The following is a 20,783-nucleotide window of genomic DNA, read 5'->3' on the forward strand; positions in this document are numbered from 1 at the left end:
AGTGCCGCCTTCTTGAGGCCCGACCCTCACCCGCCGGCCCTGGGTGCGCCAATCGTGGGCACAGCTGTGGAAACGGGGAGCTCCCTCCCGTCTCGCGTCCATGAGGTCACGGAAGTGGGTTGTGAGGCACGCGCCGGGGTCTCCGTGCCCTCGGTGCCGTGCCCGGACAATGCCTCGAGTGGTGTGGAACTCGCGGGGTTCGGCAACGCTGCCGTGTCCTGCTCGTTCCCTCGAATTCTGGCTTCTTCGTTCCCCCACGCGGCTTCGTGCGCGGATGACTCGTACGAGAGCTGGCGACGACGAGAACCCAGCAGTGCTCGGCGAGACCGTGTCCGATCGTGAGTCTTCGACTGGGGGAGACAGCCCCGTGGTCTCCGGTCCGTGTCACCCAGGTCACCCAGGTCACCCAGAGCACCCAGGTCACCCAGAGCACCCAGAGCACCCAGGTCGCTGCAGCCCTCCCTAGCCTCCCGGTCTTCCTGGTCTTCCGAGGTACCCCGGAGGAGGGCCCCTCGACTGCGTGCACGAGAAGAGGGGCTGTCGGTCCGCTGACGCGGAACTGACAGCCCCTCTTGTGCCCGAAGGCGCAGGGAGTTGCTACGACCTAGTGGTGGCCGTGGTGTGCCTGCTCGATCTCCGTCTTCGTGACGGGCTCGACGCGGTCCTCGAAGAACCAGCGCGACATTGCGGCGCGCAGACGCATGGGAGCCGTGATCTTGCCGTCTTCGTTCGGACGGAGCATGATCGGCGCCTGCTCGTTGTAGGAGACCAGCTCCCATCGGTCGTACTTGTCGAGCGGTACCTCGACCTCGACGAACTCGCCGTGGGGGAGTCGCAGGACACGTCCCGACTCGACACCGTGCAGCGCGAGCGAACGATCGCGCTTCTGGAGTCCGAGGCAGATCCGCTTCGTGGCAATGTACGCGATGACCGGTCCGAGGAACAGCATCACCTGCAGGAAGTGGATGACGTGCTCCATGGCGAGGTGGAAGTGCGTCGCCATGAGGTCGGAGCTCGCCGCAGCCCACATGACGGCGTAGAACGTGACGCCGGCTGCGCCGATCGCGGTGCGGGTGGGGGCGTTGCGCGGGCGGTCGAGCAGGTGGTGCTCGCGCTTGTCACCGGTGATCCACGCCTCGATGAAGGGGTAGACGACAACCAGCACGATGAAGATCCCGATGAGGATCAGCGGCGTCAGGATCGCGAACGACCACGTGTGGTTGAACCAGTACACCTCCCAGCCAGGCGGGATGAGTCGCAGCATGCCGTCGGCGAATCCGATGTACCAGTCGGGCTGGGTTCCTGCGGAGACGGGGGAGGGGTCGTACGGCCCGTAGTTCCAGACCGGGTTGATCGAGAAGAACGACGCGATGAGGAAGATCAGGCCGAAGATCAGGAAGAAGAACCCGCCTGCCTTGCCGGCGAACACCGGGAGGACCGGGTTTCCCACGACGTTGCCGTTCGTGCGGCCGGGGCCGGGCCACTGCGTGTGCTTGTTGATCACCATGAGCGCCAGGTGCAGCGCGATGAACAGGATGACCATGGCGGGCAGGATCATGATGTGCAGCGAGTAGAGGCGCCCGACGATCTCGGTGCCAGGGAATTCGCCGCCGAAGAACAGGAAGGAGACCCACGTTCCGACCAGCGGGATGCCCTTCATGATTCCGTCGATGATGCGCAGGCCGTTGCCGGAGAGCAGGTCATCGGGGAGCGAGTAGCCGGTGAAGCCCTCTGCCATCGCGAGGATGAAGAGCACGAAGCCGACGACCCAGTTGAGCTCGCGAGGCTTGCGGAACGCTCCGGTGAAGAAGACGCGCAGCATGTGGAGCCCGATGGACGCAACGAACAGCAGCGCTGCCCAGTGGTGCACCTGACGCATGAGCAGTCCGCCACGGATGTCGAAGGAGATGTCGAGCGTCGACGCCATGGCGGCTGACATGCCCATGCCCTTGAGCGGGAGGTAGGAGCCTTCGTACTCGACGTGCGCCATCGACGGGTCGAAGAAGAACGTCAGGAAGGTTCCAGAGAGCAGGATGACGACGAAGCTGTAGAGCGCGATCTCACCGAGCATGAAGGACCAGTGGTCCGGGAAGATCTTGCGCCCGAACTCCTTGACCGCACCGGAGATGGTGGTGCGCTCGTCGAGGTAGTTGGCGGCGCCGGCGATGAACCCGCCCTCGCGGACCGGAGCTTTATACGTTGTAGTCATGGCGTCGCTCCCAGAAGCTCGGTCCGACAGGTTCGGTGAAGTCGCTCTGCGCGATGAGGTAGCCCTCGTCGTCGACAGCGATCGGCAGCTGCGGGAGCGGGCGTCCCGCTGGTCCGAAGATGACCTCGCAGTGGTTCTTGACGTCGAACTGCGACTGGTGGCACGGGCACAGCAGGTGGTGCGTCTGCTGCTCGTAGAGAGCGACCGGGCAACCGACGTGCGTGCAGACCTTGGAGTAGGCGACGATGCCGTCGTACGACCATCCCGCTCGGTCCTCGCGCTCGTTGAGCTGGTCGGCAGGCAAGCGCATGAGCAGGACAACCGCCTTGGCCTTCTCCTCGAGCAGGTGGTGCTCGAGGTCGATCAGGCCGTCGGGAATCACGTGGAAGGCAGAACCGTAGGTGACATCCGCAGCACGGATCGGCGTTCCCGTGGGGTCGCGGACGAGGCGAGTTCCCTCTTCCCACATGGTGTGGGAGAGCGACTCGACCGGGTCCGGGTTGTTGCCGTTGTAGAGGTCGCGGAAGAGCACGATGCCGGGAAGCGGCATGGCGACGAGGGCTCCGATGAGGGAGTTGCGGAACAGCTTGCGGCGGCTGAAGCCTGACTCCTCGTTCGCCTGCGCGAAGACCTCGACCGCTCGCGAGCGAGTGGCGGGGGAGCCCTTGCCCGGGTGGCGGGCCTCGGCCATCTCGTGGTCGGCCATGAGGTACTTGGACCAGGCGACCGTGCCGATGCCGATGGCGAGCATCGCGAGTGCGATGCCGATGCCCAGGAACATGTTGTTCAGGCGGACGGTTGAGATGTCCTCGCGGCTGATCGGCCACACGAAGTAGGCGACGACAGCGAAGATGCTGGCGAGTGCCGAGAACACGAACAGCGCGACGAGGAGGCGCTCGGTGCGCTTCGCCTGCGCGGGGTCCGCGTCAGTGATCCGGTCGCGGTGCGCCGGCATGCCAGGGTTCTCGAAGCCGTCCTTGGGAAGGATCGCGGTCCCGATGTGAGGCGCCCGCTCCGACGAAGGAGCAGTGCGAAGCTCTCCGCCGTGTTCGCCATCAGCCATGGTGATCCCTTTCTGGGTGTGTCTGTTCAGCTGCAGTAAGTCGTTTGGACCCGGGCCGGGTTTCTTCCGGCACTAGTTCGGTCGAGTGGCGATCCAGACCGCCATCGCGACGCCTGCGCCGATTCCGAAGATCCAGATGAAGAGGCCCTCGGAGACTGGACCGAGCGATCCGAGGCTGTTGCCGCCGATCGTGCCGGTGACCTCGGTCTGCCAGCGAATCGCCGTGATGATGTCGGCCTTGTCCTGGGGGGTGAGGTTCGCGTCGTTGAAGACGGGCATGTTCTGCGGGCCCGTGATCATCGCCTCGTAGAGGTGGACGGGCTCGACCGTCATGAGCTCGGGCGCGAACTTCCCTTCGGTGAGGGCACCGCCAGCGCCTGCGACGTTGTGGCACATGGCGCAGTTGATGCGGAACAGCTCTGCTCCACGTGCTGCATCGCCATCGGCCTGCAGGTACTTCTCGTCGGGGACGGCGGGGCCGGGGGCCAGGGAAGCGACGTAGTCGCCGAGGTCCGAGATGCCCTGCTCGTCGAACTGGACGGGCTTGGCGGGGGCCTGGGCGGCGTTGGCCTGCATGGGCATGCGACCGGTGCCGACCTGGAAGTCGACCGCAGCGGCACCGACGCCGATGAGGCTGGGGCCGTTCTCGGTGCCCGCGGCGTTCATCCCGTGGCAGGTGGCGCAGTTGGCACCGAAGAGCGCCGCGCCGTTCTCGATGTCTGCGGCGCTTGCAGGAGCCACGTCCTCGGCTGCAGCAGCCGTGGTTGCGGTGTCGATCGCGGTGTACGCGCCGCCGGTCAGCAGGAGGCCTGCGCCGAGGAGAGCCGCGGTGGCGAGGGGGGTGCGGCGGCGAGCCGTCTTGCGGGTCGCCGTCTTCGCAGTCCGTGGTTTGGTCGTTCGGAACATTGGTGTGTTCTCCAGGATCGGGCTACGAGAAGTAGGGCAGCAGGTAGATGACGAAGAAGAGCGCAACCCAGACCACGTCGACGAAGTGCCAGTAGTAGGAGATGCCCAGCGCGCTGCTGACCTCGCGAGTTCCCATGCGGCGGGCAGAGTACATGCGGCCGATCACGAGGAGGAACGTGACGAGTCCGCCGGTCACGTGCAGGCCGTGGAAGCCGGTCGTCATGTAGAAGGCGCTCGTGAACGCGTTCAGGTTGAGGACGTAGCCCTCGCTGACGAACGTGGCGTACTCCCAGACCTGGCCTGCGACGAAGATGCCTCCGAGCAGGACGGTGAGGTAGAACCACTCGATCGCGCCCCAGTTCTTGGGGCTCTTGCCGGTGGCGCGGGCCTGCTCGCGCTCAGCCGCGAACGTGCCGAACTGGCACGTGAACGACGAGCTGACGAGGATCAGCGTGTTGATGGTGGCGAAGGGCACGTTCAGCGCACTGTGGCCTTCGGCGAACTGCTCTGGCGCCATAGAGCGCAGAGTGAAGAAGATCGCGAAGAGCCCAGCGAAGAACATCACCTCACTACCGAGCCAAACGATGACGCCGATGGCAGTCGTATTGGGGCGATGGACCGTGTGCACGGCCTGAGCGGTGGTTGCAGCAGTCACCTGACCATTATGACCGATTTCCCAGGTTCCCGAGACAACGCACGGCGTACCGGCGGGTCGCGTCCGATTAGGTGTGCCTGGGTGGTGGACGGCTATCGTTTCCTGCATGACATCGACCGAGACCTGGCCCGGATTGCTCGAGAAGCTCCTTGGCGGTGATGACCTCAGCGTCGCGCAGGCCACGTGGGCCATGCGCCAGGTCATGAGCGGCGACGTCAGCGAAGCGCGTCTCGCTGCGTTCCTGGTCGCCCTCCGCGCGAAAGGCGAGACGGTCGAGGAGGTCGTCGGGTTCCGTGATGCGATCCTCGAGCACGCCGTGCCGCTCGAGGTGCCCCCGCTTGCGCTGGACATCGTCGGCACCGGCGGCGACATGGTCGGGACCGTGAACGTCTCGACGATGGCGTCGATGGTCTGCGCCGGCGCGGGGGTCCCCGTCGTGAAGCACGGGGGTGGAGCGTCGAGCGCGAAGTCCGGGTCCAGCGACGTGCTCTCGGCTCTTGGCGCAGTCCACACGGCCGACCCTGTTCGAGTGGGACGCATCTTCGAGGAGGTCGGACTCACCTTCGTCTACGCCGCGCAGTTCCACCCGGGGTTCCGCCACGCCAAGAAGGTGCGCGGTGAGCTCGGGGTTCCCACGGTCTTCAACCTGCTCGGCCCCCTCACGAATCCCGCTCGCCCCGAGGCATCGGCCGTTGGGGTCGCCCGCCAGGCCGCCATTCCGCTGATTACCGGGGTCTTCCGCACCCGCGGCGCCACCGCTCTGGTCTTCCGGGGCGACGACGGCCTCGACGAGCTGAGCGTCACCGGCTACAGCCACGTCTGGGAGGTGTCGAACGGGGCGATCACCGAACACGATCTCCACCCACGGGACGTGGGCCTCGGCACCTACGACATGCAGGAGCTCCTCGGCGGTCTGCCTGAGGAGAACGCGGCCATCGCCCGCGCTGTGCTTTCCGGGAAGCAGCACGGCGCCGTCCGAGACATCGTGCTGCTCAACGCGGCCGCGGGCCTCGTGGCCTATGACCTCGCAGTGACGCCCGAAGCGGCAGAGCGGCCGCTCCGAGAGCGCCTCGCGGCGCGCATTGCCGACGCGGCCACAAGCATCGACTCCGGACGAGCGATCGAGACGCTTGATGCCTGGGTGGCGGCGACACGCTCCGCGTGAAGCCAGTCGCCGATCGGCGCAGCGGGACAGCAGAGTGAGCAACGCGACGACGCCGCACCAGGACAGACCGAGGCCCTCAGCAGCGAACTGCTGAGGGCCTCGGTCGTCGGGAATCGCCCAGGGCGCTACTTGACGTCCTCGTCAACCCAGTCGAGGGTCTTCGAGACGGCCTTCTTCCAGTTCCGGTAGAGACGCTCGCGCTCTTCCTCCGGCATCTGCGGCGTCCAGCGCTTGTCTTCCTGCCAGTTGGCGGACACCTCGTCCAGGTCCTTCCAGAATCCGACTGCGAGCCCAGCGGCGTAGGCCGCACCGAGCGCGGTCGTCTCCGTGACGACGGGGCGCACGACATCCGTGTTCAAGATGTCCGCCTGGAACTGCATGAGCGTGTCGTTCGCGACCATGCCGCCGTCGACCTTCAGCTCCGCGAGCGGCACGCCGGAGTCCGCGTTCGATGCCTCGAGGACGTCGCGGGTCTGGTATGCCGTGGATTCGAGGGCCGCACGAGCGATGTGGTTCTTGTTCACGAAGCGCGTGAGGCCGACGATGGCGCCGCGTGCGTCAGGTCGCCAATACGGGGCGAAGAGCCCGGAGAACGCCGGGACGATGTAGGTGCCGCCGTTGTCCTCGACCTTGCTCGCCAGCTCTTCGATCTCCGGAGCCGAGTTGATGAGCCCCAGGTTGTCGCGCAGCCACTGCACCAGCGAACCGGTCACGGCGATCGAGCCTTCGAGGGCGTAGACGGGAGCCGCGTCGCCGAGCTTGTAGCAGAGCGTCGTGAGCAGTCCGTTCTCGGACTTCACGATCTTCTCGCCGGTGTTGTAGATGAGGAACGACCCCGTGCCGTACGTGTTCTTCGCCTCTCCTGAGGTGAAGGCGGTCTGGCCGAACGTGGCCGCCTGCTGGTCGCCGAGGATGCCGGAGATCGGCACCTCGCGCAGCAGTGACTGCGTGCTGGCGTGGCCGTACACCTCGGAGGAGGACTTGATCTCCGGGAGCATCGACGCGGGAACCCCGAAGGCGTCGAGGATCGACTGATCCCAGGCGAGCGTCTCGAGGTCCATGAAGAGCGTGCGGGAGGCATTCGTGACGTCGGTGACGTGGACGCCTCCGTCGACGCCGCCGGTGAGGTTCCAGAGCACCCAGCTGTCAGTCGTGCCGAAGACGAGGTCGCCTGCCTCGGCGCGCTCCCGTGCACCTTCGACGTTCTCCAGGATCCAGACGATCTTGGTTCCGGAGAAGTACGTGGCGAGGGGGAGCCCGACGGTGTCCTTGAAGCGCTCGACGCCGCCCTCGGCCGCGAGCCGGTCGACGATGGGCTGCGTGCGCGTGTCCTGCCACACGATGGCGTTGTAGACGGGTTCCCCGGTGGTCTTGTCCCAGACGACGGCGGTCTCGCGCTGGTTCGTGATGCCGATCGTCGCGATGTCGTGCCTGGTGATGTTCGCCTTCGAGAGCGCCTGGCCGATGACCTCGCGGGTGTTGTTCCAGATCTCCTTGGGGTCGTGCTCGACCCAGCCGGCCTTGGGGAAGATCTGCTCGTGCTCGAGCTGACCCGTCGACACGATCGACCCGGAGTGGTCGAAGACGATGGCTCGCGAGGAGGTGGTTCCCTGGTCGATGGCGATGACGTACTTGCTCACGGAGTGACTCCCTTGTCAGAGGTGGTGATGTGCCAGCGGTGAAAAACGCGATGCGGGACTGGCGCGAGCATCGCTGGTGGTGTCCTGCAGACAGTTTCGGGGCCGGAACTGTGAAGACTCCGGCCCTGAAAGCGTCGTGGTTGCCCTGTGGGTGCTAGGCGCCGAAGGCGGAAGCTGCGGCAGGCAGGATCGCCGTGCCGACGAGGCCGGCGAGCACACCGCCGATGATCGGTCCCACGATCGGAACCCAGGAGTAGCTCCAGTCGCTGCCGCCCTTGCCCTTGATGGGAAGGAAGGCGTGCGCGAGGCGCGGTCCGAGGTCACGGGCTGGGTTGATGGCGTAGCCGGTCGGGCCACCGAGGCTCGCACCGATGGCCACCACGACGATCGCGACGGCGAGCGGCGCGAGGTTTCCGAGGCTGCCCATGTCGGGCGCGGTCGAGTCCGTGTTCGCCATCGAGAAGGCCGGGAAGTTCTGGAACGCGATGACGGCGAGGACCAGGACGAACGTCGCGATGATCTCGGTCACGGTGTTCCAGCCGAGGCTGCGCTTGGCCGGACCCGTCGCGAAGACCGCGAGCTTCGAGCCCGCATCCGGTTCATCGTCGAAGTGGAGCTTGTAGGCGAGCCAGACGACGACGGCACCCAGGATGGCGCCGATGAGCTGGGCGACGATGCGCAGCCCGACCTCGGCGACGTCCACGGAGCCGCCGGTGACGACGGTGTTGGCCGCGAGTCCCAGCGTCACTGCTGGGTTGAGGTGGCCGCCTGACGCCGCTGACGAGAGCACGCCGATGAAGACGGCGAAGCCCCAGCCGAAGTTGATGAGAAGCCAGCCGCCGCCGTTGCCCTTCGTGTCTTTGAGGACGACGTTGGCGACGACACCGCAACCGAGGAGGACGAGCACTGCGGTGCCCACCAGCTCGGCCAAGAAGATCGATCCTAGATCCACGGGATTGCCTTTCTGGGAAGTTTGATACGGGGCGAGCCCGTGCCGCGATTGAGCGGTTCCTCACCCTAGGCACAGGAACAACTCCGACGCGCGTGTTACGGGCGAATTTCCCGAATTGTGACCCGCCGTCGGCACTAGGCTGAGCGTGGCTGCAATGCTGCTGCCGAAATCTCGTCGAGAGGATGATCGTGAAGAAGCTGATCAACGATCCGAAGGACGTTGTCAAGGAAGCGCTCGAGGGTATGGCGCTCGCCCACGCGGATATTCTCCGGGTGGCCCCTGAGCCCGCATTCCTCGTGCGAAACGACGCACCGGTGGAGGGCAAGGTCGGGATCGTCTCCGGCGGCGGCTCCGGGCACGAGCCCATGCACGGCGGGCTGGTCGGGTACGGGATGCTCGACGCCGCAGTCCCAGGGCCGGTCTTCACCTCGCCGACGCCTGACCCCATCCTCGAGGCCACGAAGGCCGTAGACGCCGGTCGGGGCGTGCTCCACATCGTCAAGAACTACACCGGCGACGTCCTGAACTTCGAGACGGCCTCCGACCTTGCGCTGGCTGAGGATATCGAGGTGCGCACGGTCCTCGTGGATGACGACGTCGCAGTGAAGGACTCGCTCTACACGGCCGGGCGGCGCGGGGTCGCTGGCACGGTGCTCGTGGAGAAGGTCGCCGGGGCAGCGGCAGAGCGTGGAGACGACCTCGACACCGTCGCAGAGCTCGCGACCAGGGTCAACGCGAACACGAGGTCCATGGGCGTCGCACTCTCGGCCTGCACCGTGCCGCACGCTGGCGAGCCGAGTTTCGATCTCGCCGAGGATGAGATCGAGATCGGGATCGGCATTCACGGAGAGCCTGGTCGCGCGCGAATCGCGATCGAGCCTGCGGATGCGATTGTCGACCGGCTGCTCACCCCGATTCTCGAGGATCTGCCATTCGCCTCCGGCGATAATGTGCTGCTGTTTGTCAATGGAATGGGCGGCACCCCGGAAATCGAGCTCTACATCGTGTTCCGTCGCGCCGCGCAGGTACTCAAGGAACACGGAATTACGGTAACCAGGCACCTTGTCGGGAACTTCACGACATCGCTCGAGATGCAAGGCTGCTCGATCAGCGTTCTCAGACTCGACGACGAACTCACGGCATTGTGGGATGCACCGGTGCACACAGCGGCACTTCGGTGGGGAAGGTAGAACATGACACTCGACGGAAACTGGGCGAGGCGCTGGGTGGAGCTCTCCGCCACCTCGATGGCCGAGAATCGCACTGAGCTCATCCACCTGGATCGCAACATCGGCGATGGCGATCACGGGGAGAACATGGATCGCGGATTTCAGGCCGCGCTCGGGAAGCTCTCCTCACTGGAGGCGGATGCGACGCCGGCCGACGTGCTGAAGCTGCTCGCGACGACGCTGATCTCCACGGTCGGCGGAGCGGCAGGCCCGCTGTATGGGACGGCGTTCCTGAAGGGCGCTGTCGCGCTCAAGGGCAAGCCAGAGCTGGAGCCCGGGGACGTGGCGGCCTTCGTCGAGGCGGCCTCGGCAGGGTTGCAGCAGCGTGGCAAGGCGCAGCCGGGCGACAAGACCATGGTCGACGCCTGGGCTCCCGCAGCTTCAGCCGCGAGCAAGGCGGCCGCCGCTGGCGACGACGGCGTCTCGGTGCTCAGGGCTGCGGCGTTCGCGGCGGTAGAGGGCGCGGCGGCCACGGAGCCGCTCGTCGCAAGGAAGGGCCGAGCGAGCTACCTGGGGGAGCGAAGCGCCGGGCACCGGGATCCGGGCGCGCAGTCGACCGCCTACCTTCTGGGCGCGGCTGTCGAGGCGGCTTCATGACGGTCGGCATCGTCGTCGTGTCACATTCTGCTCGGATCGCGGAGGGGCTCGTCGAGCTTGCGGCTCAGATGGCCGAGGAAGTGACGATCGTCGCTGCCGGCGGCACCGAGGACGGCCGCATCGGCACGAGCTTCGAGCTCATCGAACGCGCCGTCGCGACGGCGCAGTCCGGTGGGGGAGTTGCGGTCTTCACCGACCTCGGCTCCGCCGTCCTCACCGCCGAGACGGTGCTCGAGATGCTCGACGACGACGCCGGGGACGTGCGCCTGGTGGACGCGCCGCTCGTGGAGGGCACGGTCGCTGCCGCTGTCGCGGCGGCCGGCGGGGCCTCGCTCGACGCCGTGACGCGGGCGGGGGAGTCGGCCTGGCAGAGGCGCGGTGGCGAGGATGATGCGTCGGCAACAGCTGCAGCAGAGGAGTCGGCACCATCGGCCGTCGATGAGGCCGCGGCTCCCCGCGTGAGCACCAAGGTCGAGATCGTCAACGAGCAGGGACTCCATGCACGGCCCGCGGCACAGCTGGTGTCCGTGGCAGGGAAGTTCGATGCGCAGATCACGATCGGCGGGGCCGACGCCGAGAGCCTGCTCCGGATCATCTCCCTCGGGGCGTCGAAGGGGCAGCAGATCGAGGTCTCGGCAACGGGCGCGGATGCCGAGCAGGCCGTCAGCGAGATCGCGGCGCTCATCAGCTCCGGCTTCGGAGAAGCCTGATTCCCGCCGGAATGCAGGGCGAGGCCCCGCCGCGTCGGAGAGCATTCCGCGCGGCGGTGGCTCAGCCTTCGGTAGAATCAACGCGAGGCGGCGGGACACCCCGCCGCACGCGGCCACCAGGGAGCTCACCGTCATGACCGTCTTCATCATCATCGGAGCGATCGGCCTGGGACTTCTGGTCTTCTCGCTCTTCTTCGGGGAAGTCCTCGACGTCGATGCTGGCGGGCTGCTCTCCGTTCCCGGCCTGGCCGTCGCGCTCGTCGTCTTCGGCGCCTCGGGCGCCATCACCGACAGCATGGGCCTGCCGCAGTTCTGGGCCTACATCGTCGCGATCGTCATCGGCCTCATCGCCTACGTCGGTTCGTCGCTGCTCGTCCGCAACCTGTCGAGAAGCAGCGACGGCGTGCCCCGGGACGTCACGGGAGACACCGGCACGGCGATGTCCAAGATCACGATCTCAAGCGGAGAGGTCGCGCTCGATGGGTCCCACGAGATCGAGCGGCGCCTCGCGTTCGCCGACGGTGAGATCGAGCAGGGCGCGCGCATCCGCGTCGTGCAGCACCTCGGCTCGCGCGTCAAAGTCGAACGCGAATCCATCTGATCGGCAGTCGCCCAGCTGGCCGACTCCCTGCGCCGTCGGGCGCCTCATGACCACAGCATGACCACCCACGACCTCCACGACAGGAAATCGACCATATGGACTTGATAACTGCCAACGTCACTGTGATCGGCGTCATCGCGATCATCATCGCGCTGCTCGCCCTCGGAGTGTTCATCGCGTCGCGCATCCGACGCGTCCCGCCGAACGAGGCGCTCATCATCGTCGGTCGCGGCGCCGGTCAGAAGGCGCAGAGCGACATGACGGGGCAGCGCGTCGTCATCGGCGGCCGCACCTTCGTGTGGCCCATCCTGCAGCAGGGCTTCGCCCTCTCGCTCGAGCAGCGTCAGATCGGCATCCAGGTCGAGGGCGTCGACAAGAACCGAATCAAGATCGCCATCAAGGCCTCCATCAACTTCAAGGTGTCCGGCACCGAGGAAGGCGTTCGCCGTGCGGCCCAGCGCTTCCTCGACCAGCAGGAGGCCCTCACGGACATCATCCGCGAGTCGCTCGAGGGCTCGCTGCGCTCCATCGTCGGAGACATGACGATCGAGCAGATCATCTCCGACCGCAAGAGCCTCTCCGACCGAGTCGTGTCGGAGACGAAGGCCGACCTCATCGAGCAGGGCCTGCAGGTCGACCTCCTCAACATCTCCGACATCTCGACCCCAGGCAGCGACTACCTGCAGAACCTCGGGCGTTCCGAGTCCGCTCGTGCGCGACAGGTCGCAGAGGTCAGCGAGGCGGAGGCCGCTCGAGTTTCCGAGTTCGCCAAGATCGAGGCATCCGAGCGCATCGCGGAACGTGAGAAGGAACTCCGACTGCGCCAGGCATCGATCAAGGCCGAGACCGACCGAGCGAACGCAGAAGCTGAAGCCGCCGGTCAGTTCGCGCGCGCCGAGCAGGACCGCCTCGTCGCCCAGCAGGAGCGCGAGGCGCTCATCGAGCAGGCCCTCGTGACCCAGGAGCGACTCGACATCGAGATCCGCAAGCCTGCAGAGGCCGACGCCTACGCGAAGGTCCAGCAGGCCAACGCCATCCGCGACACCGAGAACGCGGCGACCGACGCCGAGGTCTACAAGCGCACACGCACGGCAGAGGCCAACAAGGTCGCCGCCGTCCAGGACGCCGAGGCCGCCGCCGCTGCCGTGCGGTACTCCGGTGAAGCCGACCGTGACCGCCAGATCGCGCTCGCAGCCGGTATCCGCGCCGAGGGTGACGCTCGCGCCGCTGCGATCCAGGCCGAGGGTCTCGCCGAGGCTGCCGCGACCGACGCCAAGGCGCAGGCGCTGCAGAAGTACGGCGAGGCTGCCATCGCGCAGGAGATCATCTCACGCCTCCCGGAGATCGTCCGCGCCGCGGCCGATCCCATCAGCAACATCGAGAAGCTCACCGTCATCTCGACGGACGGCGCCAGCGCCGTCACGAAGACGGTCGGCTCCGTGCTCGGCGAGGGCACCGAGGTGCTCAAGACCCTCACGGGCATCGACCTGCAGCAGCTGGTCGGCTCGTTCTCGAAGCAGGGCGGCATGAACCCGACCGGCGCGACGAGCGACACGACTCCCGGGGTCTGACCGACCGCGAGACACGCAGCACCGTTCCCGAGACGGGGCGGCCCCAACGGGCCGCCCCGTCTCGTCGTCTGCGGCGGCTACACTGACCCGCGTGAGCGCCGCCCCCCTCGAAGATTCCCCGTCGATCTCTCTCGCCGCGTTTCGGCCCAGCCAACGCGAGGTGCTCAGTCGACTCGTCCCGACGCTCGTGGCTGTTGGCCTCGTCATGTTCTTCGGCTTTGCGCTGCTCACCGAGGTCGGTCGAGTGCAGCTCGATCAGCGCGGCTTCCTGCCGCTGCTCCTCGGCTGGCTGGCGATGCTCCTGCTGTGCATCCTGGGTGCAGTCGCGGCGCTCGCCGCCGAGCGGGGAGTATCGACCGGGCTGCATTCCTACACGCGCCGGAGGGTGCTTCCGCTCGCGATCGGCCATTCGATCCTCGCCGCAGCCGGTGCGACGTTCTGCAGCTTCTGGATCTCCGGTGGCGCCTACGACCTGCTCACGGTCATGACGTGCACCTTCGTGCTCACGCTCCTGTTCACGGCCTCCGTGCTGGTGCCGGCATACCTGACCGGTTTCGCGAAGGCGGAGGCCGACCGCTCCTAGAGCAGCACCTGCGGGGAGATCTCGACCGTCTGCTCGGGGGGAAGCCCGAATTGCGCGGCAGGGGACGAGGCTCCGCGGGACATGAGCACGAAGAGCTTGGCGCGCCACCTGGCCATACCGCTCGCGTGCCCCGGCCGGAGGGCGATCCGCGACAGGAAGAAGATCGCGCTCTCGTTGTCGAACTGCGAGACCGTGCCCGCGAGGCGGGCGTCCCGGAGGGAGAGGGGGACATCGCGCCGGTCGAGGAACCCGTACGTCAGCGTGATGTGCACGAGTCCCTCCGGGGCCGGCCCGATGTCGTCGATGGTGCAGCGCCGGCGTTCCGGGATGTGGGGCACGTCCGCGGTCGCGACTCGCACGAGCAGCACGTGCTCGTGGAGGGCGTGGTTGACGCGTGTGTTGAGCCGAAGCGCCAGGGGAGCCGTGCGCGCCCCGCCGTGCGGATAGACGGCCCAACCCGGCACGCGGGTCGGCTGGTCCAGGAGCAGGCGGCGCATGAGCTCCTGCAAGGTGCCCTCGAGGCGCTCCCGTCGTCCGGTGACGATCTCGCGACCGCGTTTCCAGGTGAGCATGGTCAGGATGAGGGCGCCGGCCAGAACGAGCGGCAACCAGCCGCCTGCGAAGAACTTCACGAGCCCCGACACGAAGAAGGCGAGCTCGAGGACGACGATGGGGACCGTCACGAGGAGCACTCGGTACCAGGGCCACTCCCACACGAGCCGCAAGTACACGATGAACAGCGAGGAGGTGAGCAGGAACGTGGTGGTCACCGCCAGGCCGTACGCGGCCGCCAGGTTCTCCGAGTTCCGGAACCCGAGGACGACGCCGATGATCAGCACGAGCAGGAGCAGCGAGACGACCGGGATGTAGATCTGCCCGATGGACGCGCGAGAGGTGTGCTTGACCGTGAGATTCGGGAGGAAGCCGAGCCGCATGGCCTGCCTCGCGACCGAGAAGGTGCCGGAGATGACGGACTGCGAGGCGATGACCGTCGCGAGCGTCGCAAGGCCGATGAGGGGGAACACGGCCCAGGTGGGCGCCATCCGGAAGAACGGGTTGTCGATGGCTGACGGATCCTCGATCACGAGGGCGCCCTGTCCGAGGTAGCAGATCGTCAGGGCCGGGAAGACGACGAAGAGCCAGGCCTTCGAGATGGGGGAGCGGCCGAAGTGGCCGAGGTCCGCATAGAGCGCCTCCGCTCCGGTGACGGCCAGCACGACAGCGCCGAGGGCGACGCCAGCGATGAGCGGTTCGCCGATGATGAAGGCGATGGCGTGGTGCGGGGAGAACGCCGCCAGGATCTCGGGATGCGCCAGGATGTGGGGGATGCCGAGGCACGCGAGGGTGATGAACCAGATCAGCATGATCGGCCCGAAGAGACGACCGATGCCGCCTGTGCCGAACCGCTGCAGCGCGAAGAGTCCGACGAGCACGGCGAGCGCGATGGGAACCACGAGCGCCTCGGTGCCGGGAAGCGCGATCTCGAGTCCTTCGACCGCGGAGAGGACAGAGACGGCCGGGGTGATGACGCTGTCCCCGAAGAACAGGGCGGCGCCGATGATGCCGACTAGGGTCGTCGCGGCCATGGCGCGCCTGGACCCGCGGAGTCGACGCCCGATCAGGGTAGAGAGGGCGAGGATGCCGCCCTCGCCCTCGTGATCGGCCCGGAGCACGAACAGCACGTACTTGACGGTCACGAGCAGCGTCACGGCCCAGATGATGAGCGAGATGAGTCCGTACACGTGCGCGATGCTGGGCTGCACGACGCCGTCGTGCTCCGAGAACACCGCCCGCAGTGCGTACAGGGGGCTCGTGCCGATGTCGCCGAAGACGATGCCGATGGCGGCGACGCCGACCGCCGAGCGGGCGAGGAGGGTGCCGCTTGTGCGGGGGTGAGAGGCGGCGGCGGCCTCGGTTCGCGCAGTGCGCAGATCGTGCATGCGACCAATGTAGACCCGGTAGTCGAGGTTCCTGAGCCACCACTAGAATTCGTGGGTTCGGCATCGACCAGCATCGAGGGGGTTCCGGTGACCAGCAGGGCTATCCAGACCGAAGCGCAGCATCCACGTGGCGACGAGACGGGCGACGGCGGCCTCCGGCGTGGGCTCAAGTCCCGCCACCTGCAGCTGCTCGCCATCGGCGGGGCCATCGGAACGGGGCTCTTCCTCGGCTCGGGGACGACGATCAGTCTCGCGGGCCCCTCGATCATCTTCGTGTACGCGATCGTCGGGTTCGCGCTCTTCTTCGTGATGCGCGCGCTGGGGGAGCTGCTGCTCTCCAACCTCGGCTACAAGACCTTCGGGGATGTCGCCGCTGACCTCATCGGGCCCTGGGCCGGGTACGTGGTCGCCTGGACGTACTGGCTGGCATGGGTCATCACGGTCATCGCCGACATCGTGGCGATCACCGGGTACGTGGCGTTCTTCAACGACGACATCCCTGCCTGGGCGCCGGCGATCGCGACGGCCGTCGGCCTGCTCCTCCTCAACCTGCAGCCCGTGAAGGCGTTCGGTGAGACGGAGTTCTGGTTCGCGATCATCAAGGTCGTCGCGATCCTCGCCCTGATCGCCGTCGGCATCGTCCTGCTCGTGACCGGGTTCACGAGCGCGGACGGCGTGACGGCGTCCGTCTCCCACCTCTGGGATCAGGGCGGCATGTTCCCGTTCGGGATCAGCGGCTTCATCCTGGGATTCCAGATGGGAGTCTTCGCCTTCGTCGGCATCGAGCTCGTCGGAACGGCTTCAGCCGAGGCTGAGGACCCGGAGAAGAACCTGCCGAAGGCCATCAACTCGGTGGTCGTTCGCATCCTCGTCTTCTACGTCGGCGCCCTGGTCATCATCATGTCGGTCACTCCGTGGAACCTGATCGAGCCCGGAGTGAGTCCCTTCACGTCCATGTTCGAGCTCATCGGCTTCCCGGCCGCGGCGATCGTCGTGAACCTGGTGGTGCTCACGTCTGCCGCCTCGAGCGCCAATTCCGGCTTCTACTCGTCGACGCGGATGCTGTACGGCCTCGCGAAGGACGGCCAGGCCACGCGGAGGTTCGGGCTCCTGAACGCGCGCGGCGTGCCGACTCAGGGCGTCTTCTTCACGACCGCGTTCCTGTTCGCGGCCCTCCCGGTGCTGGCTCTCGGTGACAACGTCATGGCGGCCTTCACCGTGGTGACCTCGGTGAGCTCGCTGAACTTCATCGCGACTTGGACGTTCATCCTGATCAGCTACCTCATGTTCCGGAAGAAGCGTCCCGAGCTCCATGCGGCCTCGAAGTTCAAGATGCCGGGTGGACGCTTCATGCCGTGGGTCGTGCTGGCGTTCTTCGCGTTCATCCTGGTTGCGCTGTTCCTGGGCGAGGACACGCGCGCGGGCCTCATCGTCCTGCCCTTCTGGTTCCTGGGCCTCGGGCTGATGTGGCGGTTCGTGATCAGCAAGCGGGTCGCGCGCGCCAGAGCGGAAGAGCACTCACCGTCTCAGTCGGAGAACGCCTGACCGCGCGCGCCGACGATGGACCTCAGCATCGAGCGGAGGATCCCGAAGAACCCGAGGAGACCGATCACGGCGCCGAGCAGGTTGAAGAGCTCCAGGCCAGGAGCCAGTGTCGGACCGCCTCCGGCGACCACGAGCACGATCGCGAGGATCACCGCGGTCAGCGCGACGGCGGTGTCGATTCCCCGGCTCACCAGCCCGCCGAGCCAGCTGCGGTCCTGGCGGTCGGAGAACGGACTCACTCGCACGCTCAACTCGCCGTCCTCGAGCTTCGAGACGATCGTGTCGATGCGGTTCGGCATGCGCGCCGCGTACGCGGCAGCGACCGCGGCCTTCGCCTGAGCGGTGCCGATGACCCGCTTGAGGGCGAGCAGCTGCTTCAGCAACTCCGGCACGAACGGCAGCGCTCGCTGCACGAAGTCGAAGTCGGGCTCTATCACCCGAAGGCAGCCCTCAAGCGTCGCGAAGCTGCGGAAGGCGGACGCCAAGGTGGAGGGAAGTGCCAGGTGGTGCTTCCGGATGACGTCGAGCATCATCGTGAAGATCGATCCCTCCCCGCGCGGCCAGTGCTGGACCGAGGTGAGCGCTATCCCGATGTCGTGTCGGAACGCGTCGACGTCGAGGTCCTCCGGCGCATCCACGATGAGCAGGAGCGCATCGGCCGCGGAAACGTCGTCGTCGCTCGCCGCAGCGAGGAGGAAGGCCGCGAGATGTTCGCGCTGGCTTCGCTGGACGATACCGATCGCCCCGAAGTCGATCAGGCCGAGCGAGCCGTCATCCCGGATGAACACGTTCCCCGGATGCAGGTCCGCGTGGAAGACGCCGTAGACGAGGATCTGCTCGATCACCGTCTCCATGAGCGTCTGAGCGAGGTCATGGCGTGCTTCCTGGCCGAGCGCGCCGAGCCGCTCGTCCGCTGAGCTCAGCGGGCTGCCGTCCATGACATCCATCGTCAGCACCCTGCGCGTGCTCGCCGCAGCGTAGACGGAGGGGATGGCGATCTCCTGCAACCTCGGCGACCCCGCGTGGATGTCGCGCATCGTGCTCTCGATCATGTGCACGTTGCGGGCCTCGACCCGGTAGTCCAGCTCTTCAGCGAGCGTGGTCGTGAAGCCGGCAGCCATCGCGGAGAGGCGCATCTCCTTGCCGAGTGCCGTATGGGTCTCCGCACGGTCGGCGAGGCGCCCGATGATGTCGACGTCGGCCTCGACCTGCGCCCGCGCGTCAGGTCGCTGGACCTTGACGACCACGGGGGTGCCGTCGACCAGGCGGGCGCGATGCACTTGAGCGACGGAGGCCGCGGCCAGGGGAGTGGAGTCGATCTCACCGAACACGGTGTCCAGCGGCACCCCGAGCTCGCTCTTGAGCACCGCTTCGATCTCGGGCCATGGCACGGTCGTGGCGTTCGACTGCAGCCGAGCGAGGGCGGACAGGTAGGGCTCGGGCACGAGGTCTCGCCTCGTCGAGAGCACCTGGCCGAGCTTGACGAAGGTGACGCCTGCGTTGTTGATCGTCGTGACCAGCGCGTCCGCTCGCTGCTGCGCGGTCGTGCGCCCCTCGGTGGCAGGGCTCCGGCGTCCGTGCAGGAGCCACCCTGCGCCGTCGCGCGAGGCGATCGTGAGGATCTGCAGGTACCGCTTCGTGCGGCTCCGGCGGCGGATCGCGGAGCGCACGAGCTCGATCGGGTTGGGGAAGGCCCTCGTCGGGATCGTGGCCTCGAGGGCCACGAGGATCAGCACGCCGAGCGCGAAGATCCACGAGACGGCCAGGAGGACGACAACGACGACGACCGTGAAATTGGTCTCCCCGTCTTCGAGCTGGTCGACGCCCGTCTCGCGGATGATCCAGTTGCCGAACGGGATCGAGGCGACCACGACGAGCGCGCCGACGATGATCGAGCGGATGTAGCCGATCGGCACACCGAGCACCCGGCGGGCGACGAGCCCAACGAGGATGGCGGCGAGGATGGCGACGGCGATCAGCAGGGCGTTGGCGAACACGGCGCTCCTCGTGGTGTTGGGTCCCGCCCAGGCTAGCGGCAAGGCCGATCGCCGGGCCACGCCCGGGTCCGACCCGGGCCTGTCCTGCCGATCAGCCGCAACGCCGCGATGCCCAGGCGGGGACTCCCGTCAGCGCAGGTACGGGAGATGGGGAGCGGCGTCCTCGGCGAATTGACGCAGGATGCGCCGCTGCGTCTCGGCCGGATAGTCGAAGGGGAGTGCGATGACCAGCTCGTCGGCCGCGTGGATGCCAGCATCGTCGACGAGCGCCTCGGCGATCTGCTCGCCAGATCCGTGCGCGACGCGCCCGAATTGGAAAGGCAGCGGCCCCTCGCCGACATTCGCTGCCCGCTCGGCGTCGCGCTCGAGCAGCCATTCCAGCTCAGCACGTTCGGTCGCCGAGTCGAAGGGCGCGATGGCGCGACTCACGGACGCGAAGGAGGGGGAGGAGCGCACCTTGGCGTGTTCTTCGCGGTACGTGCGAATCGACTGGGCCTGGGTGTCCTCGAAGCCGAGCTCGCCGATTTCCGTGTTGAGTGTCGAAAGCTGGAGCCGGAGGCCGCGTGCGCCGGCCTTCTTCGCGCTGGTGCCGCCGCCGGCGCCGTAGGCGACACGGTCCCGCAGTCCCGGACTGTGCGGCTGCACGGTGAGCTCAGCACCTGCCTTGGCAAACGAGAGATCCGTTTCGGCCGTCGCGACCGTGCGTCCCTCGAGCGCCGTGAGCAGGCTCGAGAGCCGAGCGTCGACGAGCGCCCTGATGTCATCGCCCTCGATCGCTCCAAACGCCTGCGAGAACGTCGACTCCGTGGCCGCGTACCCGGAACTCAGTCCGAGCTCGAGCCGGCCCTCCGAGAGCAGGTCGAGCGTCGCGGCGTCCTCCGCGAGCCTCACGGGCTGCTCGAATCGCAGGGGAGTGACGCTCGTTCCGATCCGGATGCGCTTCGCGCGCTGCGAGACCGCGGCAAGGAACGTGAACGGCGAGGAGAGGTACGTCTCCAGGTGCCGGTGGCGCACATAGCCGGTGTCGTAGCCGAGGTCTTCCGCGTACTCGAAGAGCTCGAGGCCCTCCTGGAGTCCGAGCGAGGCGTTCGAGGACACTCGCGTGTGCTCGACGAAGGCCAGGAAGGAGAGGCGCTTTCGGGTGGTGGCTGCGGGGTGCGTGTCTGGCTCGCTCATGATGCCCTCAGCATCCCGCTGGCCGGGGAGCTCGAATGGCGCCTGGGTCACGCGGCGTAAAGTCCGGTAAGGCGGCGAAAGGCCTCGTCTCGCGGGCGCAGAGCACCTGCTGGAGCCCGGCGTCTATTTGTAATGTCATAATGTGCATTATCGGATGTAGTGGAACCTGGCTTGGCCTGCGCGGGTTCCGCCTCGGTGATCAAGTAGGCTGTGAGTGCACGGTGAGTACTTCGCCGTGGCTGAC

Annotated in this window: 17 protein-coding genes; 8 read left to right on the plus strand and 9 right to left on the minus strand. The window is 67.1% G+C overall.

Going from position 1 to position 20,783, the window contains the following annotated elements:
- Positions 1 to 604: 604 nt before the first annotated feature.
- The 4 genes from C5E10_RS07795 to C5E10_RS07810 all read right to left on the minus strand — a co-directional run bounded on the left by C5E10_RS07795 (position 605) and on the right by C5E10_RS07810 (position 4,833).
- Positions 605 to 2,209, minus strand: coding sequence for a cytochrome bc complex cytochrome b subunit (locus C5E10_RS07795; protein ID WP_104331154.1), 1,605 nt, complete (start codon positions 2,207 to 2,209; stop codon positions 605 to 607).
- The gene (locus C5E10_RS07800) at positions 2,193 to 3,272 is read right to left on the minus strand and encodes a ubiquinol-cytochrome c reductase iron-sulfur subunit (RefSeq protein WP_104241161.1); all 1,080 of its coding nucleotides are present in this window, start codon (positions 3,270 to 3,272) and stop codon (positions 2,193 to 2,195) included. Before C5E10_RS07800 ends, C5E10_RS07795 begins: the two co-directional genes overlap by 17 nt.
- 72 nt (positions 3,273 to 3,344) lie before the next feature.
- Positions 3,345 to 4,178 (minus strand): c-type cytochrome, encoded by an 834-nt coding sequence (locus C5E10_RS07805; protein ID WP_104331155.1) that lies wholly within the window; start codon positions 4,176 to 4,178, stop codon positions 3,345 to 3,347.
- 22 nt (positions 4,179 to 4,200) lie between these two features.
- Positions 4,201 to 4,833 (minus strand): heme-copper oxidase subunit III, encoded by a 633-nt coding sequence (locus C5E10_RS07810; RefSeq protein ID WP_236558405.1) that lies wholly within the window; start codon positions 4,831 to 4,833, stop codon positions 4,201 to 4,203.
- Between the two features lie 106 nt (positions 4,834 to 4,939).
- Between C5E10_RS07810 and trpD the strand changes: the two genes are divergently transcribed.
- Complete coding sequence (gene trpD / locus C5E10_RS07815) at positions 4,940 to 5,998, plus strand: anthranilate phosphoribosyltransferase (RefSeq protein WP_104331157.1); 1,059 nt, start codon at positions 4,940 to 4,942, stop codon at positions 5,996 to 5,998.
- Between the two features lie 125 nt (positions 5,999 to 6,123).
- Here trpD and glpK read toward each other — a convergent pair whose 3' ends face one another.
- Positions 6,124 to 7,638, minus strand: a complete 1,515-nt coding sequence (gene glpK, locus C5E10_RS07820; RefSeq protein ID WP_104331158.1) for a glycerol kinase GlpK — start codon at positions 7,636 to 7,638, stop codon at positions 6,124 to 6,126.
- A gap of 154 nt (positions 7,639 to 7,792) precedes the next feature.
- A complete protein-coding gene (locus C5E10_RS07825; RefSeq protein ID WP_104241166.1) occupies positions 7,793 to 8,590 on the minus strand; it encodes an MIP/aquaporin family protein in 798 nt (265 codons plus the stop codon).
- Between the two features lie 188 nt (positions 8,591 to 8,778).
- On the opposite strand from C5E10_RS07825, the gene dhaK reads away from it, so the two are divergent.
- The 6 genes from dhaK (at position 8,779) to C5E10_RS07855 (ending at position 13,881) form a co-directional block, all read left to right on the plus strand.
- Positions 8,779 to 9,780 (plus strand): dihydroxyacetone kinase subunit DhaK, encoded by a 1,002-nt coding sequence (dhaK, locus tag C5E10_RS07830; RefSeq protein WP_104331378.1) that lies wholly within the window; start codon positions 8,779 to 8,781, stop codon positions 9,778 to 9,780.
- A gap of 3 nt (positions 9,781 to 9,783) precedes the next feature.
- Positions 9,784 to 10,416, plus strand: a complete 633-nt coding sequence (gene dhaL / locus C5E10_RS07835; protein ID WP_104331159.1) for a dihydroxyacetone kinase subunit DhaL — start codon at positions 9,784 to 9,786, stop codon at positions 10,414 to 10,416.
- Positions 10,413 to 11,126, plus strand: a complete 714-nt coding sequence (gene dhaM, locus C5E10_RS07840) for a dihydroxyacetone kinase phosphoryl donor subunit DhaM (protein ID WP_104331160.1) — start codon at positions 10,413 to 10,415, stop codon at positions 11,124 to 11,126. The genes dhaL and dhaM overlap by 4 nt, the downstream gene beginning before the upstream one ends.
- A 133-nt stretch (positions 11,127 to 11,259) precedes the next feature.
- Positions 11,260 to 11,727: an NfeD family protein gene (locus C5E10_RS07845; protein WP_104241169.1), complete on the plus strand. Its 468-nt coding sequence runs from the start codon at positions 11,260 to 11,262 to the stop codon at positions 11,725 to 11,727.
- Between the two features lie 95 nt (positions 11,728 to 11,822).
- Positions 11,823 to 13,298 (plus strand): flotillin family protein, encoded by a 1,476-nt coding sequence (locus C5E10_RS07850; protein ID WP_104241170.1) that lies wholly within the window; start codon positions 11,823 to 11,825, stop codon positions 13,296 to 13,298.
- Between the two features lie 91 nt (positions 13,299 to 13,389).
- On the plus strand, positions 13,390 to 13,881 hold the full coding sequence (locus C5E10_RS07855; protein ID WP_146080197.1) for a hypothetical protein: 492 nt from the start codon (positions 13,390 to 13,392) through the stop codon (positions 13,879 to 13,881).
- Here the strand turns inward: C5E10_RS07855 and C5E10_RS07860 are convergent.
- Positions 13,878 to 15,821 carry a potassium transporter Kup gene (locus tag C5E10_RS07860; protein ID WP_104331163.1) on the minus strand — a complete coding sequence of 648 codons (1,944 nt, stop codon included), beginning with the start codon at positions 15,819 to 15,821 and terminating at the stop codon, positions 13,878 to 13,880. The two genes, C5E10_RS07855 and C5E10_RS07860, sit on opposite strands and share 4 nt — an antisense overlap.
- 87 nt (positions 15,822 to 15,908) lie before the next feature.
- On the opposite strand from C5E10_RS07860, the gene C5E10_RS07865 reads away from it, so the two are divergent.
- Positions 15,909 to 17,366, plus strand: coding sequence for an amino acid permease (locus C5E10_RS07865; RefSeq protein WP_258071038.1), 1,458 nt, complete (start codon positions 15,909 to 15,911; stop codon positions 17,364 to 17,366).
- On the opposite strand, the gene C5E10_RS07870 is transcribed toward C5E10_RS07865, so the two are convergent.
- Entirely contained in the window at positions 17,348 to 19,363 is a 2,016-nt protein-coding gene (locus C5E10_RS07870) for an AarF/ABC1/UbiB kinase family protein (RefSeq protein WP_104331164.1), read from the minus strand. The genes C5E10_RS07865 and C5E10_RS07870 overlap by 19 nt on opposite strands.
- 129 nt (positions 19,364 to 19,492) lie before the next feature.
- A complete protein-coding gene (locus C5E10_RS07875; protein ID WP_104331165.1) occupies positions 19,493 to 20,590 on the minus strand; it encodes an LLM class flavin-dependent oxidoreductase in 1,098 nt (365 codons plus the stop codon).
- Between the last annotated feature and the right edge of the window lie 193 nt (positions 20,591 to 20,783).

Source organism: Pseudoclavibacter sp. RFBG4, from assembly GCF_002931515.1.
GTDB lineage: Bacteria > Actinomycetota > Actinomycetes > Actinomycetales > Microbacteriaceae > Pseudoclavibacter.

Bases quoted from the DNA above. Each gene is read 5' to 3' on its own strand.
- C5E10_RS07805 (WP_104331155.1), bottom strand. From the start codon at position 4,178: ATGTTCCGAACGACCAAACCACGGACTGCGAAGACGGCGACCCGCAAG.
- dhaL (WP_104331159.1), top strand. From the start codon at position 9,784: ATGACACTCGACGGAAACTGGGCGAGGCGCTGGGTGGAGCTCTCCGCC.
- C5E10_RS07845 (WP_104241169.1), top strand. From the start codon at position 11,260: ATGACCGTCTTCATCATCATCGGAGCGATCGGCCTGGGACTTCTGGTC.
- C5E10_RS07850 (WP_104241170.1), top strand. From the start codon at position 11,823: ATGGACTTGATAACTGCCAACGTCACTGTGATCGGCGTCATCGCGATC.
- C5E10_RS07860 (WP_104331163.1), bottom strand. From the start codon at position 15,821: ATGCACGATCTGCGCACTGCGCGAACCGAGGCCGCCGCCGCCTCTCAC.
- dhaM (WP_104331160.1), top strand. From the start codon at position 10,413: ATGACGGTCGGCATCGTCGTCGTGTCACATTCTGCTCGGATCGCGGAG.
- C5E10_RS07800 (WP_104241161.1), bottom strand. From the start codon at position 3,272: ATGGCTGATGGCGAACACGGCGGAGAGCTTCGCACTGCTCCTTCGTCG.
- trpD (WP_104331157.1), top strand. From the start codon at position 4,940: ATGACATCGACCGAGACCTGGCCCGGATTGCTCGAGAAGCTCCTTGGC.
- C5E10_RS07795 (WP_104331154.1), bottom strand. From the start codon at position 2,209: ATGACTACAACGTATAAAGCTCCGGTCCGCGAGGGCGGGTTCATCGCC.